Annotated in this window: 14 protein-coding genes; 13 read left to right on the top strand and 1 reads right to left on the bottom strand. The window is 64.0% G+C overall.

Features of this window, described 5'->3' with window-relative positions; genetic code table 11:
* Positions 1-6 precede the first annotated feature (6 nt).
* The 10 genes from LL06_RS16230 (at position 7) to LL06_RS26455 (ending at position 11,783) form a co-directional block, all read left to right on the top strand.
* The gene (locus LL06_RS16230) at positions 7-396 is read left to right on the top strand and encodes a hypothetical protein (RefSeq protein WP_244447159.1); all 390 of its coding nucleotides are present in this window, start codon (positions 7-9) and stop codon (positions 394-396) included.
* Positions 393-1,262: an alpha/beta hydrolase gene (locus LL06_RS16225; RefSeq protein WP_035529151.1), complete on the top strand. Its 870-nt coding sequence runs from the start codon at positions 393-395 to the stop codon at positions 1,260-1,262. Before LL06_RS16230 ends, LL06_RS16225 begins: the two co-directional genes overlap by 4 nt.
* 27 nt (positions 1,263-1,289) lie before the next feature.
* On the top strand, positions 1,290-2,459 hold the full coding sequence (locus LL06_RS16220; RefSeq protein ID WP_035529149.1) for an ABC transporter substrate-binding protein: 1,170 nt from the start codon (positions 1,290-1,292) through the stop codon (positions 2,457-2,459).
* Positions 2,460-2,518: 59 nt separating this feature from the next.
* A complete protein-coding gene (locus LL06_RS16215; RefSeq protein WP_035529148.1) occupies positions 2,519-3,382 on the top strand; it encodes a branched-chain amino acid ABC transporter permease in 864 nt (287 codons plus the stop codon).
* 65 nt (positions 3,383-3,447) lie between these two features.
* A complete protein-coding gene (locus tag LL06_RS16210; RefSeq protein ID WP_244447158.1) occupies positions 3,448-4,353 on the top strand; it encodes a branched-chain amino acid ABC transporter permease in 906 nt (301 codons plus the stop codon).
* A complete protein-coding gene (locus LL06_RS16205) occupies positions 4,350-5,126 on the top strand; it encodes an ABC transporter ATP-binding protein (RefSeq protein WP_035529146.1) in 777 nt (258 codons plus the stop codon). The genes LL06_RS16210 and LL06_RS16205 overlap by 4 nt, the downstream gene beginning before the upstream one ends.
* A complete protein-coding gene (locus LL06_RS16200) occupies positions 5,116-5,829 on the top strand; it encodes an ABC transporter ATP-binding protein (protein WP_035529143.1) in 714 nt (237 codons plus the stop codon). The genes LL06_RS16205 and LL06_RS16200 overlap by 11 nt, the downstream gene beginning before the upstream one ends.
* An 11-nt stretch (positions 5,830-5,840) precedes the next feature.
* On the top strand, positions 5,841-7,316 hold the full coding sequence (locus LL06_RS16195; protein ID WP_052161647.1) for an aldehyde dehydrogenase: 1,476 nt from the start codon (positions 5,841-5,843) through the stop codon (positions 7,314-7,316).
* Between the two features lie 488 nt (positions 7,317-7,804).
* Positions 7,805-8,833 carry a GTP 3',8-cyclase MoaA gene (moaA, locus tag LL06_RS16190; protein WP_035529137.1) on the top strand — a complete coding sequence of 343 codons (1,029 nt, stop codon included), beginning with the start codon at positions 7,805-7,807 and terminating at the stop codon, positions 8,831-8,833.
* Between the two features lie 178 nt (positions 8,834-9,011).
* On the top strand, positions 9,012-11,783 hold the full coding sequence (locus LL06_RS26455) for an ATP-binding protein (protein WP_052161646.1): 2,772 nt from the start codon (positions 9,012-9,014) through the stop codon (positions 11,781-11,783).
* Between the two features lie 56 nt (positions 11,784-11,839).
* Here LL06_RS26455 and LL06_RS16180 read toward each other — a convergent pair whose 3' ends face one another.
* A complete protein-coding gene (locus tag LL06_RS16180) occupies positions 11,840-12,565 on the bottom strand; it encodes a response regulator transcription factor (RefSeq protein ID WP_052161645.1) in 726 nt (241 codons plus the stop codon).
* Between the two features lie 127 nt (positions 12,566-12,692).
* On the opposite strand from LL06_RS16180, the gene LL06_RS16175 reads away from it, so the two are divergent.
* The 3 genes from LL06_RS16175 (at position 12,693) to torA (ending at position 17,215) form a co-directional block, all read left to right on the top strand.
* Positions 12,693-13,862 (top strand): NapC/NirT family cytochrome c, encoded by a 1,170-nt coding sequence (locus tag LL06_RS16175; protein ID WP_035529136.1) that lies wholly within the window; start codon positions 12,693-12,695, stop codon positions 13,860-13,862.
* Between the two features lie 61 nt (positions 13,863-13,923).
* Positions 13,924-14,610, top strand: coding sequence for a molecular chaperone TorD family protein (locus LL06_RS26450; RefSeq protein ID WP_052161644.1), 687 nt, complete (start codon positions 13,924-13,926; stop codon positions 14,608-14,610).
* Between the two features lie 127 nt (positions 14,611-14,737).
* The gene (torA, locus tag LL06_RS16165) at positions 14,738-17,215 is read left to right on the top strand and encodes a trimethylamine-N-oxide reductase TorA (RefSeq protein ID WP_035529133.1); all 2,478 of its coding nucleotides are present in this window, start codon (positions 14,738-14,740) and stop codon (positions 17,213-17,215) included.
* The last annotated feature ends 89 nt before the right edge of the window (positions 17,216-17,304 follow it).

Raw genomic sequence — 17,304 nt, 5'->3', positions numbered from 1 at the left:
CAGACCTTGGAGGAGGGGCGAATGACGGATATGCCTGCAGATTTCTCGCAACTCCCGGTGCTTTTCGACGCGCATCCTTCGCTGCCGCGCCGTGCGGCGCGCGCCCGGATCACCATGCTGCTCTGCGCGGGCGCCGCGCGGTGCCGGCTGATGCTTCATGACGGGACGTTGAAGGTCGGGAACGCCGAGGGACCAATGGACGGCTGGGACATCGCGTTGCGTGGCGACGCTTCCGTCTGGGGGGATCACTGGCGCAGGATGCCGCCGCCTGATGCCGCGGATATTTTCGGAATGAGCCGTCATGGCCGCATGGTGATCGAGGGCAATTTCCTGCCGCTGATGCGCCATCTGCAGGTGATCAAGGACATTCTCGCCTTGCCAAGGGGCCAGGCATGAGTGCGAAATTTGATCCGATCCTGGGTCGCTATCTTCGTCTCGACATCGGCGGGCGTGCGCACCGCATCTATGTCGAGGAGGCGGGCAGCGGACTGCCGCTTCTGTGCCTGCACACGGCGGGCGCGGATGCGCGCCAGTACCGGGGCCTGATGCTGGACGAGGCGATCACCTCCAGGTTCCGCGTCATTGCGTTCGACATGCCTTGGCATGGGAAATCCAGCCCGCCGGAGGGCTATCAGGACGAGGAATACAGGCTTTCAACCCAAGCCTATGTCGACACGATCCTGGCAGTCTGCGACGGGCTGGAATTGGAGCGTCCCGCGGTGCAGGGCTGCTCGATCGGCGGACGCATTGTCCTGCAGCTCGCCGCTGACCATCCGGATCGGTTCTCGGCCCTGATCGGTGCGCAGGGGGCGGCATGGCAGGCGCCCTGGTATCACACCGACTGGCTCCATCGCCCCGATGTGCATGGCGGCGAAGTCTGCGCCGGGCTGATATCCGGACTGATTGCCCCGGGCGGGCCGGAAGCCGACAGGCACGAGACGCTCTGGCACTACATGCAGGGCGGGCCCGGCATCTTCAAGGGCGACCTCTGGTTCTACCGCGTCGACGGCGATCTGCGCGAGACAATCGCCCGGATCGACACGTCGCGATGCCCGCTCTGGCTGCTCACCGGCGAATATGACTTTTCCTGCCGCCCCGCCGACACGCTCGCCACCGCCCGCGCCATCGCCGGCTGCGAGGCCGTGGTCATGGAGCGTCTGGGGCATTTTCCGATGAGTGAAAACTACGCGCAATTCACCGCCTATCTGCATCCCGTGCTGGAGCAGATAGCGGTCAATACGCCGGATCCTTCGGCACTTTAACGATCTGATTGAATGGGAGGTTCAGTAATGAAATCGAGAACAATTCTTGCCGCCGCATCGGTGCTCGCGCTCCTGGCCGGCAACGCCGCCGCACAGGAACAGACGCTGAAGATCGGCGCCCTGGTGACACAGTCGGGCGCCGGCGCGAGCTGGGGCAACGGCATGCTTCGCGCGGCTGAACTGGCTGCTGAAGACGCCAACAAGGACGGCGGGCTTGAGGTCGCCGGCACCAAGTACAAGGTCGAGGTCATCGCCTATGATGACGCCTACAAGGCCAATGAGGCCGTGACCGCAGCCAATCGCCTCGTCTTCGAGGACAAGGTGAAATACATCATCGGAACGGTCGGTTCCGCGCCTATCCTGGCCATCCAGCCGATCACCGAGGAAGCCGGCGTGATCACCCTGACGCTGGGCTTTACCGCGAAGGCGCTGTCGGCCGACAAGCCCTACACCTTTCGCCCCAATCCCACGACGGCCGAGGTTGCGCAGCCGCAGATCGACTGGCTGGTGGCAAGCCAGAAGATCAAGACGGTCGGCGCGCTGTTCCCCAACGATGAAACCGGCGAAGCGATCGCCAAGGACATCGGCGCTGCCTACAAGAAGGCCGGTGCGGAATTGACCGCGACGGAATTCTTCGAGCGCGATCGCGTCGACTTCATTCCGTTGCTGACCCGGATCGTGGCGCAAGGCGTGGATGCGATCGAACTTGACGGCAACTCGCCCGTCACCGCCGGCCAGATCGTCCAGCAGGCCCGCGACATCGGCTTCGAAGGCGTGATCATCCGCACCGGTGGCCCGGCCACGCAGGAAATCGTCAATGTGGCTGGCAAGCAGGCGACGGAAGGCATGTTCGTGCACTCGGCCTTCAACCCCGCGGTCGAAACGGCCGCTGCCTACCAGAAGCGCTACAGCGACACCTATGGCGAAGCAATGAACGGCTTCTCCCCCTTCTTCTACGATGGCACTAAGATGCTGTTCCAGGCCATGAAGGATGCGGGCACGGTCGAAGACACCGCCGCGGTCAAGACGGCGCTCGAGAACATCAGCGGCTACGAAGGCGTTCTGGGCACCCTCAACTGGACCGGCAAGGACGCCTACGGGATCGCGCACCAGCTCGACTCCCCCTTCTACATTGCCCGCGTCGAAGACGGCAATGAAGTGATTGTTGCAAGCTGCACCACCGCTGGATGCAAGTAACCACAGCACTGCCGCGCGATGGAAACATCGCGCGGCTACTGTAACGAAAGGCTTGCCTCGTGAGTTTCCTAATCGCGCAATCGCTGATCAACGGCGTCATTCTGGGCACGCTCTATCTGATGATGGCCATCGGCTTCACGCTGGTCTTCGGGATAATGCGGATCGTGAATTTCGCCCACGGCGAATTCTATATGATCGGGGCCTTCATGGCGCTGATCGGTGTAACCTGGCTCGGCCTTCCCTATGCGGCGACGCTGGCGCTGACGGTGGTCTTTGCCGTCTTGCTGGGCGCGCTTGTGGAAAGGGTGGTGTTCCGGCCTTTCCGATCGGACGAATTGTCCGGAATGATCGCGTCGTTGGGCCTGGCAATGATCCTGCAGAATGGCGCGCTGATCTTTTTCGGTCCTGACCCGCAGGCCTTTCCGGCAATGGTCTCCGGCGTGTTGCGGTTCGGAGACCTGATCATTCCGAAATCCCGTGCCCTCACGCTCGGGATCGGCGTGGTCGTGCTGATAGGCTTTTACGTTCTGCTGATGCACACCCGTTTCGGACGCGGTTTGCGCGCGCTGGTTCAGGATCAGCAGGTGGCTGCGCTTTATGGCGTGCGGCTTGAAATCATGTACCCGCTGGGTCTGGGCCTGGGGATTGCGCTCGCAGCCGTCGCGGGCGCGCTGATGGCGCCGCTCTTCGGCGTTTCGCCCTTCATCGGCGCTGCCCCGCTGCTCAAGGCCTTCATCGTCGTGATTCTCGGCGGGCTCGGATCCATCCCGGGCGCTGCCCTGGCGGCCTTGCTCCTGGGGCTCATCGAGAGCTTCACCAGTTCCTTTGTCAGCGCCTCGGCGGCCGACATCGTCACATTCGCCCTGGTGGTTGCAGTCTTGCTCATTCGCCCCTCGGGCATACTCGGACGGGGCGAAGCATGAGTGATACATCCGTTACGTCGCCGCCCAAGCGGGCCGGCCTGGGCAGCCTGGGCTTTGCCCTGTGCGTGGCGCTGCTTGCCCTTGTTCCCTGGTTCACCGGCAGCGTGTTTCATTTCCACATTGCCATCATGGTCTGCCTGGGGGCGATGGCTGCCGCAGGCCTGGCGACAATTGCCTGGGTCGGCCAGCTTTCTTTGGCGCATGGCGCCTTTGTCGGAATTGGCGCTTACACCTGCGTGCTTCTGGTGACGCGACTGGACATGCCGTTTCTCGTTGGCCTTCCGGCCGCCGCAGTGTTCTCCGGAGCGGTCGCCTACATCATCGGCACGCCTTTGTTGCGGCTGCGGGGCGTCTATTTCGTTCTCATCACCTTTGCGCTCAACGAGTTGTTCCGGCTCGTGATGCTCGAGTTTCCCTCCGTTTCCGGAGGATCAAGCGGCATTGCGGGAATTCCCAAGATTTCACTCTTCGGGTGGGAGTTGCGCGACCAGTCACAGGTCTATGTGTTCACCCTCTTGATGCTCGCTGCCGTGATGGCGCTGTTGTGGACCATCAGGCGCGGCCCGCTGGGGCGCTGGTTTTCGGCCGTCGAGGAGAACATGGCGCTTGCGGAATCCTCGGGGATTCCCACCGCGCGAACCCAGAACATGGCCTTTGTGATCGGCAGCGGCATCGCCGGGTTCACCGGCGCCATAATGGCCCACTACATAGGGTTCATTTCACCGGTCACCTTCGCATTCCAGTTGTCCGTTTCCTACGTCATCATCCTCGTGGTCGGTGGACGGCTGGCGCTGGCAGGACCGCTCGTCGGCGCCCTATTCCTGGTTCCGCTGCCTGAATTTCTCAGAAGCGCCCAGGAATACCAGCACATCATCTATGGCGTGGTGCTGATCATCGTCCTGCGGTTCCTGCCGGCGGGACTGACCGCGCTGCCCGGCAAGCTTTCTCAATGGCGGAGGTCAGGCGAATGAGCGCGATCTTGAAAGTCGAAGGCCTGGGCAAGCGTTTTGGCGGTCTCGCAGCGCTCTCCGACGTCCATTTCGAGGCCGAGGAAGGCCAGATCACCGGCTTGATCGGACCGAACGGAGCGGGCAAGACCACCTGCTTCAACCTGATTACCGGAACCCTGGCCGCCAGCGCCGGGAGGGTCATGTTTCGAGGCGAGAACATCGCCGGTCTGCCGCCCCACAGGGTGGTGGAGCGGGGCCTTGCGCGAACATTCCAGTCGGCGACGACGTTTCCCACCGCAAGCGTGCGGGAGAACATTGTCCGCGGCGCGTTGTTGCGCCACCAGGTCGGAACGCTTGCCTCCATCATCGGCGGTGGTTCCGCGCGTGATGCGGTGAGGGCCGCGGAAGAAACCGTGGTCGATGTGATGGATGCGCTGGAGCTCACGGCCTATGCGGACCGCGAGGCGGGGACCCTTGCCTATGGCCATCAGAAGCGGCTCGGGGTGGCAATCGGATTGGCCACCCGCCCGGCCCTCCTGTTGCTCGACGAACCGGCGGCAGGGCTCAATCCGGAGGAGGTGGACCGCTTCGGTTCGATGCTGACCACTCTCCAGCAGCGTTTCCACCTGTCCGTTCTGATCGTGGAACATCACATGCGCCTGATCATGCGGATCTGCGATCATATCGTCGTTCTCCACCACGGTGAAAAGATAGCGGAGGGCAGCCCGGGCATGGTTCAGAAGGACCCGCGGGTCATCGAGGCGTATCTGGGGGCAGAACACCATGTCGAGTGATCTTTCGATCAACGGGCTGAGCGTTAATTACGGACCCGTGGAGGCGCTGTACGATGTGAGCTTCGACGTGCCCAGGGGACAAATCGCGGCGCTTGTCGGTTCCAACGGCGCGGGCAAGAGCACTGTGCTGAAAACGATCTGCGGCCTTGTGGCGCCGTCCGGCGGAGAGATCCGGGTGGGTGGCGAGATCGTCACGCCACGGCCCGGCGATGCCTTGAAGCTCGGCGTGGCCATGTCCCCTGAAGGGCGTCGCCTTTTCCCGCGGCTCAGCGTCGAGGAAAACCTGCTCATGGGGGCCTACACGGTCTCCGACGGGGCCGCGTCACGCGACATGCTCAGCCGTGTCTTCGGCTACTTTCCCAGGCTCAAGGAACGCCGTCGCCAGATGGCGGGGTCTCTCTCGGGCGGGGAACAGCAGATGGCGGCCATCGGCCGTGCGCTGATGGCGCAACCCAAGCTGCTTCTCCTGGACGAGCCGTCGCTGGGAATTGCGCCGATCATCGTGGCCGAGCTCGGCAAGATCATCACCGAAATCAACCGTGATCTGGGGATGACCGTGCTGCTTGTCGAACAGAACGCCAACATGGCGCTTTCCCTCGCAGAAACCGGAATTGTCCTGGAAACGGGGCGCGTCACCATGAGCGGCTCGGGGCGGGAATTGCTTGCCAGCCCCGAGATCCGTGCCGCTTACCTGGGCATTTAAAGGAATAGTCGATGTCATTGCTAGACGTACCCGCCCGGCTGCCAGTGAAGGATGAGGTGCAGCCCTTGCTGATTTGCGGCAGGCCGGTCGCAGGAGACGGGCCTGTCCTGGATGTGGTCAATCCCGCCAATGGAAGCCTTATCGGCCGGGTTGCCACATCGAGCGCGGCGCAGGTGAGGGAAACCATTGCCAAGGCCGAGAGCGCACTGCGGGAAACGGCCTGGCGGCATCGGCCGCCGCACGAACGGGCGCGGTTCCTGAGCCGGACCGCCGACGAGATCGAACGCCAGGCGGATCATCTGGCTGAATTGCAGATGCTGGAAAACGGCAAGACGCGCAAGGAAAGCCGGGCGCAGGCGATGATGGCCGCCGGCATCTTCCGCTACTACGCCGCGGTGTGCGAATGCAGCGAAGACGCCATGCCGCCTGCGCGGGGCGACTACTTCACGATGACGGTTCACGAACCTGTGGGCGTGGTGGCGGCGCTGACGCCGTGGAATTCGCCCTTGACCATGGGGGCGCAGAAGATTGCGCCCGCGCTCGCGGCGGGAAATGCCGTGGTCCTGAAGGCTGCTGAAACAACCTCCTTCGTGTCGCTTGCCCTGGGGCAATGCGCGGTGACGGCAGGGGTGCCGGAAGGCCTTGTTTCGGTTATAGCGGGCCGGGTCGACACCGCCGTTGCGCTGGTCGAGGATCCCGGCATCGGTCTCATATCCTTCACCGGCGGCACCTCCACCGGACAGAGCATTGCACGCGGGGCGTCAGCCCGGCTCGTGCCGATGATCCTCGAACTGGGCGGCAAGTCCCCGCACATCGTCTTTGCCGATTCCGATCTGGAGGCCGCGGCGAAATCCGTTGCGTCGGGCATTTTCGGGGGCACCGGGCAATCCTGTGTCGCCGGATCGCGGCTGTTTGTGCAACGTGCCGTGGCGGACAGGTTCCGCGAGTTGCTGATCTCCGCAGCCATGGCGATGCGCGTCGGCCCGCCCACCGATCCCGACAGCGTGCTGGGTCCGCTGGCGTCGTTTGCGCACCGTGACCGCGTGGAAGGTTTCGTCAAACGGGGCGTCGACGCAGGAGGCGAGATCCTGCTTGGCGGCAAGCGCCCCGAGGGGGATGCTTTCGCCGAAGGCGCCTATTATCTTCCCACCATCATTGGTGGAATTGAGAATTCGTCGCCGATTGCGCAGGAGGAAATTTTTGGTCCTGTCCTGTGCTTCATGCTCTTTGACGAGGAAGAAGATCTCATCGCGGCAGCCAATGACAGCGTCTTTGGTCTCGCAGCCGGTATCTGGACCAATGATTACCGCCGCGCCTGGCGGGTGGCGCGGGCGCTCGAAGCAGGCACTGTCTGGATCAACACCTACAAGCAGCTCTCCATCGCAGCGCCGTTTGGCGGCTACAAGCTGTCGGGCCTGGGTCGCGAAAAAGGGTTGCAGGGCATGCGCGCCTACCAGCAGGCCAAAAGCCTCTACTGGGCGATCTGACCGGCGACAAGCCGGCACGCCGGGCTCCCACGCCGGCGCCCCTGGCCCGGAATCGCGGGTGTGATCCAGACCGAAATCACACGCCTCCGCTCAATCAGGCCCCAAAAATCCAAACGATAACAAAGAGCCCCTCCGCGGGGCTCTTTGCCTTTCCGGGCGCCGGAAACCGCGGCCTCTCCCGTCAGGTCCTCCAGCACCGCCGTTTGTTTGGGGAATGCCGGCGCGTCGGCAGCGGACCTTGCGATAGATCAAGGACACCGGTCGTCTCCTCCCGCAGAGAGATCCTCGGGCAATGCCTTTGAGTGCCGGGAGACGTCGAATGCATGAGAAACCGAAGGCCAGGTGCATAGCCGATGCGGAGGGCAGCGCACAGCCGGTCGCAACGGGCCTGATTGCACGCCCTGCCGCGCCTTTTGGCGCTCAACCGCTCGTGCAAGCGGTCATCAAGGGACAGGCGGCGCCTGCCCGGCAAAGTAACTGAGATCATCATGGCAGACATTCACTCCCTCCTTCCCGCCGCCGGCGCATCCCTGACCGACGGCTTTGGCCGTCAGATCACCTATCTCCGGCTCTCCGTCACCGACCGCTGCGACCTGCGCTGCACCTATTGCATGTCCGAGCGCATGACCTTCCTGCCGCGCCGCGAGGTGCTGACGCTCGAGGAACTCTACCGGCTGTCTGCGGTGTTCATGCGCCATGGCGTGCGCAAGATCCGCATCACCGGCGGCGAGCCGTTGGTGCGCAAGAACATCATGAGCCTGTTCGACATGCTGTCGGACCATTTGCGCAACGGCGAACTCGACGAGGTGGTGGTCACCACCAACGGCTCGCAGCTCTCCCACCACGCCAAGCCGCTCTACGAGGCCGGCGTGCGCCGCGTCAACGTCTCGCTCGACAGTCTCGATCCCGTCCGCTTCCGCGCCATTACCCGCTGGGGAGATCTGGCCAAGGTGCTTGACGGCATCGACAGCGCGCTTGCCGCAGGCCTCAAGGTCAAGCTCAACGCCGTGGCCATGAAGGGCGCTTTCGAGGAGGAGCTCGACGGCCTGATCCGCTTCGCCCACGGGCGCGGCATGGATCTGACCCTGATCGAGGAGATGCCGCTCGGCAATGTCTGCCACGACCGCAAGGAAAGCCATCTGCGGCTCGACACACTGAAGCAGGATCTGGAAAAACGCTACACGCTGACGCCGCTTGCCGATCGGAGCGGCGGGCCGGCGCGTTATGTCCGGATCGAGGAAACCGGCGGCAAGCTCGGCTTCATCACGCCGCTTTCCTGCGATTTCTGCGCCAGTTGCAACCGCATCCGGGTCGCCTGCACAGGCGAGCTATACACCTGCATGGGCAAGGAAGGATCCGTCGATCTGCGCGAGGCGCTGCGCCGCGATTCCAGTGACGAACAGGTCTCGTCGCTGATCTTCGGGGCGATCGCCCGCAAGCCGCGCGGCCATACGTTCACCATCGGCGCGCAGGATGTCCAGGGTATCGGCCGTCACATGTCGGTGCTTGGAGGGTAGCATGACGATCGTCCCCGCCTCTTTTCGATCCCCGAGAGGCTAAACCGGGTGGGGTCCTCCCGCTGGTCGGGCGGGCCGGGAGGAAACCTTGTCAAATGCGATAGCCCTGGCCTGATCAGCGGGCCAGGCGCCCGGAATCCCGTCAGGCCGCCGTTCTGCCGTGGCCGAGGAAAGCGTCATGTTCAGAAAGTCCGTCACCCAGGGAGTGAAGCTGCTCTACGCCACCACGGTGGCGATCATCATCGTGGCGGCCCTGGCCGGCGCCGGGGTTTCCTGGCGCGGTTTCGTCGATGCCCGCAATGTCGTCGCCCTCGTCGCCATGGACCGGATGCTGTTCATTGGTGCGACGGAGGTCAGGCGCGGCATCGGCACCGCGGGCGTCAGCCTGCTGCAGGAAGACGATGCCGCGACCCCGATCCAGGCGATGATGGCAAGGGTCGACGATATCTTCGATTCCACCCGCAGGACGTTGGAAGACCACGATGCCGACGGCAATTCCGGCCAGCTTGCTGCAATGGACCAGGCCTTTGATCGCGTCTCCCGGACGCGTTCCCTTGTCTTGGCGCAAACGCAGCTTCCGCGCGACCAGCGCGATGTCGCGGCCATCGAGCCTTGGCGCCAGGCGATCTACGGCCTTGCCGCCGCCTTCGCACAAACGGCCACCACCGTCGGCACGCGGCTCAGGGCGCTCAACCCCGAGCTCGGCGAACTGGTCGCCATCCGCGAGCTCTCCTATTCCATTCGCGACCGCTACGCGCTGCAATGCTCCGGCTTCCGCCGCCAGGTGCAACACGACATTCCGCTTACCCGCGACGAACGCGACGGCTGGCAGCAGGATATCGGCGCCTATCGGGAGCTGTGGGTGCAGATGGAGCGGACCGCCTCGCATCTGCCCTACCGCTCTGACCTGCTCGACGCCATCCGCCGGGGCCGCCTGAAGACGGCCGAGACCCAGCAAGTGATGTCGGACATCCTGAACGGCCTGTCAGGCAGCGGTGAACCCGTTGACGCGCCGAAGGCCTGGTCCGAAAACTGCAGCGACGCCTATGAGCCGATCCTCTCGACCGGGCATATGGCGCTCGATATCGCCTTTCAGCGCGCCGAAGTCGAACAGCAGGCCGCCCTGTCCGGCCTCGCCGTTTCGACGCTCGTTCTGCTTGCGGCGCTCGCCTTCAGCTTTCTGACCCTGCGCTTCATCCGGACGCGGCTGTCGGTGCCGCTCGCCTCGCTCGCCGTGTCGCTGGCGCGACTGGAAAGCGGAAATTACCAGGTGCCGGTCCCGGCCTCGCGCTGGCCCGACGAGCCCGGCGCCATCGCCGCCACGCTGGAGGGCCTGCGGCGCAAGGCCGTGTCCAACGAGCGCCTGCAAGGACGGATCGACAAGCTGCGCGACGATCTGGTCGCCCATGCCAGCCGCGCCAACCGGGCGAAATCCCAGTTCATGGCGATGATGAGTCACGAGATCCGCACGCCTCTCAACGGCATTTTAGGCTCGGTCCAGTTGCTCGAGGGCAGCACCCTGTCGGACGAGCAGCGGATCTGGATCGACGGGCTCGCCAAGTCGGGCCATCTGCTGCGCGACATCGTCAACGATATCCTCGACTATTCCCGCATCGAGAGCGGCCGCTCCACCATCGAGAAGATCGCCTTTTCGCTGGCCGAGCAGATCGCCGTGGTCGAGGCGACAATCCGCTCCACCGCCCTGCAAAGGGGCCTCGACTACCGCTCGACCATCGCGAAGGACGTCCCCGACCGCCTGGTCGGGGACCCCGGCAAGCTCGACCAGGTCCTGCTCAACATTCTCGGCAATGCGGTCAAGTTCACGGCAACCGGGTCCGTCAGCCTGAGCGTCGACCTCGATCCGGCAGCCACGACGCAAGACCTGCTCTGGCTTCGTTTCGTCGTCGCGGATACCGGCATGGGCATTCCCGAAGCCAGCCGCGCCACGCTTTTCGAACCCTTCATCCAGGCCGATGGCAGCGTGTCGCGCCGCTTCGGCGGCTCCGGGCTGGGGCTTGCGATCTGCAAGGGCTTTCTAGCGCAGGTCGGGGGAGAGATTGACTTCGTTTGCCCGCCCGGCGGCGGCACCGTCTTCACGGTGCGCATGCCGTTCGCGCCGTCGGACGACTCCATGCCCGAGGCGCCGGACCCGGACGATGGCGTGGCGCTGCCGGAGCTGAAGGTGCTGGTCGCCGAGGACAACCAGGTGAACGCGATGATCGCCAAGGCGCTGCTGGTGCGCGCCGGCCACGACGTGACGGTGGTGAGCGACGGATACTCGGCGATCGACGCGGCAGCGGAGAACGATTTCGATATCCTGCTGATGGATCTGTCGATGCCGGACCTCGACGGAATCGAGGCGACGCGGCGGATCCGCGAGCTCGGCCACGAGACGCGGGCCACGGTTCCGATCGTCGCCCTGACCGCCGACCTGTCGGCCGACCAGCGTCTGGGCGAGGAGCGGACCCTGTTCGATGGTTTCGTCGGCAAGCCCTACCGCTGGGCCGATCTCGAAGCGGCGATGGCCGTGGCAATCGGCATGGCGCCGCGTCCGCCGGCAGCACAGACCCTGCCGGGGGACAGCAGCATCCTGGCCCAGCATGCGCGCGATCTCGGGCTCGAATGGGCCCGCAAGATCGTCGAGCTCTATATCTCGGAAACGCCCGGCATGGCCGCCGGACTGAGGGTTGCGATGGCGGGCGGCAAGCTCGAGGTGGTGTCGCGCATCGCCCACCGGATGCGGGGAGGGGCGAGCCATGTCGGGGCCGCGACCATCGCACGGCTTGCCGGGCAGGCCGAATGCGCCGCCGATGAAGACGATTACGCTGCGGCCGCTACTGCCGTGGACGCGCTGCTGGATGGGCTGGAGGGCGAACTCAAAGCGCTCGCCGCCCGCGCGGCCAGGGAGCTGGGCGTTCAAGAGCGTGAAGCGGCGATGGAGGCTTTATAAGGCCTTCGGCCCGTGCCCCTGGCTGAGGGGCAATATCCCGCACGGTCGCGAGGGCTTCAGGTCACGCGCTCGGTGAAGATGTAGCCTAGGCCGTATTCGGTGACGATGATCGTCGGCTTGGCCGGATCGGGTTCGATCTTGCGGCGCAGCCGGCTGATCAGCACGTCGATGGTGCGATCGTTCGGGTTCCATTCCCGGTCGGTCACCGCCGCGATCAGGTCGTCGCGGCTCATGATCCGTCCGGGATTGCGGGTAAGGGCGGTCAAGATGTCGAATTCGCCGTGGGTCAGGCGGCTCGTCTCCCCCTGCGGCGAGGTCAGCCTGTGGGCATCCAGCTCGAGCGTCCAGCCGTGAAAGCGGCGCTGGCCCTGTTTGACCGCCTTCTGCGAGCTCATCGTCCGGCGCAGCACGGTGTTGACCCTTGCCAGCAGTTCGCGCGAGGAGAACGGTTTTGTCACATAGTCGTCGGCGCCGAGTTCCAGTCCGACCACCCGGTCGGCCTCTTCCGCGCACGAGGTGACCAGGATCACCGGCACGTTCGACTTCGCACGGATCTCGCGCATCAGCGTCAGTCCGTCGCAGTCGGGCAGGCGGATGTCGAGCAGCAGCAGATCGATCTGCTCGCGGTCCATCAGGCGCCGGAGGGCGATGGCGCTGTCGGCGCTCGAAACCCTGAAACCGGCCGCTTCGAAATAGGCGCGCAGGGTCTGCTGGATGACCGGTTCGTCGTCGACGACGGCGATCCTGATATCCTGTGGACTGACGGAAAGCCCGCTCTTCATGCCCTCGGTCTCATTTCGTTTACAATTGAGTTTCGTTCATTAAACATCGCAGCGGCGTTCCTTTACACCATCCGGCCATCCTGAACCTACCAAATTCCAGTGGGCTAACGATATTCCGGGTGACAGAATGACCAATCCTTTCAAAGCGGCGTTCCGCTTCCTCACGCGTCCCGCGACGATGGGGATTGTCGGCGGCGCCGGCGTGATCATCGGCGTTGTCGGCTTCGTCGGTTTCCACAGTGCCCTGGAAATGACGACGACGACCGAATTCTGCGTCAGTTGCCATAGCATGGCCGACAACAATTTTGAAGAATACAAGAAAACCGTCCATTACAAGAACCCCTCCGGCGTCCGCGCCGGCTGTCCGGATTGCCACGTCCCCAAGAGCGGCCTCGAGCTCTACGAGGCCAAGCTGATGGCTGCGAAGGATCTCTGGAGCGAGCTCGCCGGCACGATCGACACGCGCGAGAAGTTCACGCATGAGCGCCTGCGCATGGCCCAGACGGTCTGGGACACGATGAAGGCCAACGATTCCGCGCAGTGCCGCACCTGCCACTCCTTTGACGCCATGGACTTCGAGCACCAGAAGCCGAAGGCCGTAAAGATGAAGCAGGCAGCCATTGACGGCGGCACCTGCATCGATTGCCACAAGGGCATCGCCCACGAGCTGCCGGACATGTCGAGCGGCTACAAGTCGATCTTCGCAACGCTTTCCGGCGCCGCCAAGGACAACCAGAGCGCCGATATCCTCTATGCGCTCACGTCGGCCAAGCTGTACGCGGCAAAACCCGCCGATGACGCCGGCAAGGGCGACGGCAGCATCCTGCCGATGACACAGGTCACCGTTCTGGAGCGCGATGGCGACTGGATCAAGATCGGCATCGAGGGCTGGATGCAGGAAGGCATGGAGCGCGTCCTCGTCAAGGAAATGGGACGCCGGCTTTTCCTGGCCACCCTGTCCGCCGACATGGCCAAGGGCGCTGACGTCAAGGAAATCCAGAACGATGCCGAGACCGGTCTCAACTGGATGGAAGGGACGCTCACCGCCTGGGCCAGGATCGATACCTTCACCGCCGACCGCGACGGCATCGTCGGCTATGGCGACGAAATGTACAACGCAGCCTGCGGCACCTGCCACAGCGCGCCCGGTCCCGACCATTTCCTCGCCAACCAGTGGGCCGGCATCCTCAAGGACATGAAGGCCAACACGTCGCTCAGCGTCGAGGAGGTCCGCTTCCTGCAGAGCTATCTGCAACTGCACGCCAAGGACATGCCGAAGGACTCGCCGGACGCCTGATCACCGGCTCTGCCCGGCATCGGCCGGGCACGGGTTCCCCCTCAAACGAAGGTTCAAGACCATGAATGCCCATCTAAGGATTTCCGGACCGCATTATGCCGATGCCGTCGCCACCTTGAGCGGCCTGTTCGGCACCCCGCTGGAGCTCGCCGAGCTCGAGGCTATGACGCTTCCCGCTGATACCGGCCCGCTCGCACTGCTGTCGCGGATCCCGTTGCTTCAGGATGACGTGGCCGAACTCGTCGGGATCGCCCGCGCCTTCGGCACCCCGAAGGCCGGCGTCACCGAGCTCAACAAGGCTTTCTGCCTGCTTTTCCTCGGGGCCGGCGGCCCGATGTCGGCGCCTCCCTATGAATCGGCCTATGTCGGCACCGGCCGCCTGTTCCAGGAACCGGCCGGCCAGATGGCCAGGCTGCTGCGCGAGCAAAGCATGCAGCCGGTCGAGGGTTTTCCCGAAGCGCCCGATCACCTGGTGATCGAACTGTCGCTGCTGGAGGAAACATTGCGGCTGGCCGGCGTGTCGGAGGACCAGGGCGATATCGCCACGGTCCGGTCGCTGCACGAACGGCTCAGGAGCTGGGTTCCCGCCTTCGCAAAGGCCTGCGGCGACTTCGACAAGACCGGCTTCTATGCCGGCGCGGCCCGCCTGCTCAACCGGCTGCTCAGCGAGCCGCTGCCTTGCCCCGGCGCCCGGTTGCCGCCTGACCTGGCTTTTCGCCCGGCCGAACTCGATCCAAGCCCGCGCTAGCGCGGGGCAGTGAAGAAAGGACCAAGGGGCAAAGGCGAAACCATCGCCGCCCGTCGTTCCCCTGGCAAGAACGCGCAAACCCAAATTGCCAGACAAGCTTAAGCTTCGAAAGATAAAGGAGAATATTATGTCTGTCCAAAATCTGATGTCCGGTTCGCTGTCGCGCAGGAGGTTCCTGACGGCGACATCCTCGCTTGCGGTCATCGGCGCTGCCGGCGCGATCCTGCCGGGCGCCGTGGCGCGTGCCTTCGCCGCGGACGGCAAGAAGGAAATCTTCAGCGGCTCGCACTGGGGCGCCTTCTGGGGCGCCGTCGAAGACGGCCGCTTCGTCAGCCTGCGCCCGTGGGAAAAGGATACAAATCCCAATCCGGCCCTGATCGGCGTCCAGGACACCGTCTACAATTCGGCGCGCATCAAATATCCGATGGTTCGCCGCGCCTATCTCGAAAACGGACCGAAGGCCGAACGCGACAGCCGCGGCTCGGGTGATTTTGTCCGCGTCTCCTGGGAGCAGGCCCTCGATCTGGTCGCCAATGAAGTCAAGCGCCTGCACGACGAGGAAGGTCCCTGGGCGATCTACACCGGCACCTATGGATGGCGCAGCTCCGGCCGCGTCCAGAATCCGCAGAACATGCTGAAGAAGCTGATGAACCTGAACGGCGGCGCCGTGTTCAGCACCGGTGACTATTCCAAGGGCGCGCTCGAGGGCATCATGCCCTATATTCTCGGCCAGATCGACGCCGAAGGCCCGCAGACCAGCCATCGCTCGATCATGGAAAACAGCGACCTGATCGTCTTCTGGGCCTCCGACCCGCTGAAGGACAACCGGATTTCCGCCGCCATTCCCGACCATGGCGAAAAGAACTGGTTCGACAGCATGAAGGCCAAGACGGAGCTGAAGAAGATCTTCATCAACCCCGTCAATATCGACCTGTGCAAGCAGGTTGACGGCGAATGGCTGCCGGCCCGGCCGCATGCCGACATTCCGCTGGCGCTGGGCATCTGCCACACGCTTTTGACCGAAGACCTCTATGACAAGGATTTCATCGAGAACTACACCTTCGGTTTCGAGAAATTCGCCGACTACCTGAAGGGCGCGGGCTGGGACAAGATCGAAAAGACCGCGGAATGGGCCGCAGAACAGTGCGAAGTCCCGGCTGAAAAGATCCGCGAACTGGCCCGCCAGTTCGTTGCCGGCCGCACCATGCTGGTCACCGGCTGGACGCCGCAGCGCCAGCAGCACGGCGAACAGTGGCCCTGGATGTTCATCACCATGGCATCGATGATCGGTCAGATCGGCCTGCCGGGCGGCGGCTTCTGCCAGCGTTACCATCTCGACAACGCCGGCGTCGCACAATCGAACGGCCCGGCGCTCGGCAGCGCCATCAGCCCCGGAAAGCGGAACGAAATCAAGGCCTGGCCTGAAGACAAGGGCCACGTCACCATCCCATGCGCCCGGATCGTCGACATGCTGGAAAATCCCGGCGGCGAGTTCGAGCACAATGGCGGCAAGCATCGCTATCCGGATGTGAAGATGACCTACTGGGTCGGCGGCAATCCGTTCCACCACCACCAGGACCGCAACCGCATGCGCAAGGCCTGGAAGAAGTTCGAAACCGTCGTCATCCAGGACATCCAGTGGACCGCATCGGCGCGCTTTGCCGACATCGTCCTGCCGGCCACGACATCGTGCGAGCGCAACGACATCGAACGCGTCGGCGTCGTCGCCAACCAGGCCTTCGTCAAGATGGCCAAGATCGTCGAACCGGTGTTCGAGGCCCGCGACGACTGGGCGATCTTCGTCGAACTCGCCAAGCGGCTCGGCGTGGAAAAGGAGTTCACCGAAGGCAAGACGCCCGAGGACATGATCGCCGACCTCTACAACCAGGCCCGGGACCTGGCCGCCAAGAAGGACGTCGCCATGCCGGAATTCGAGGAATTCTGGGAACAGGGCATCGTCGAATTCGAGACGCCGGAAGCCAACCAGCTTCGTGTGAAATATGCGGACTTCAGGGAAGACCCGCTGATGAACATGATGCCGACGGCAACGGGCAAGATCGAGATCTTCTCCAACGAGATCGAGAAATTCGGCTATGACGATTGCCCGCCGCATGCCTCCTGGATGGAGCCGGTCGAATGGCTCGGCCAGAAGGACAAGACCTATCCGCTGCATCTCAACTCCAGTCACCCGGACTACCGGATGCACTCGCAGTTGTGCGGTTCCAGTGCCCGCGAACTCTATGCGGTCAAGGGTCGCGAGCCGTGCTGGCTCAACACCAAGGATGCGGCCGACCGCGGTATCGTCGACGGCGACATCGTTCGCGTCTTCAACGGCCGCGGCCAGATCCTCGCCGGCGCCAAGGTGACCGACGACATCCGCGCCAGCGTCATTCAGGTCCAGGAAGGCGCCTGGTACGATCCGGAGGATATCACCGATCCGAACACGCTGTGCAAATACGGCGACCCGAACGTTCTCACCATCGATATCGGCACGTCCAGGCTGGCCCAGGCGACCTCCGCCCACACCTGCATGGTCGAGATAGAGAAGTTCACCGGCACCGTGCCTGAAGTCACGGCGTTCATGGCCCCGGCAGCGGCCGAATAACGCCGGGTCGGCAGTCCCTAGCCATCGTCTCCCGGCGCCGCTTTGCGGCGCCGGGATTTCTGTCAGCCGGCCACTTGCCAGCAACGGCA

The sequence above is a fragment of the Hoeflea sp. BAL378 genome (genome assembly GCF_000759435.1).
Lineage (GTDB): Bacteria > Pseudomonadota > Alphaproteobacteria > Rhizobiales > Rhizobiaceae > Hoeflea.
The sequence above is the reverse complement of the archived record's forward strand: the minus strand, read 5'-3'. Positions and strand labels throughout refer to the sequence as shown.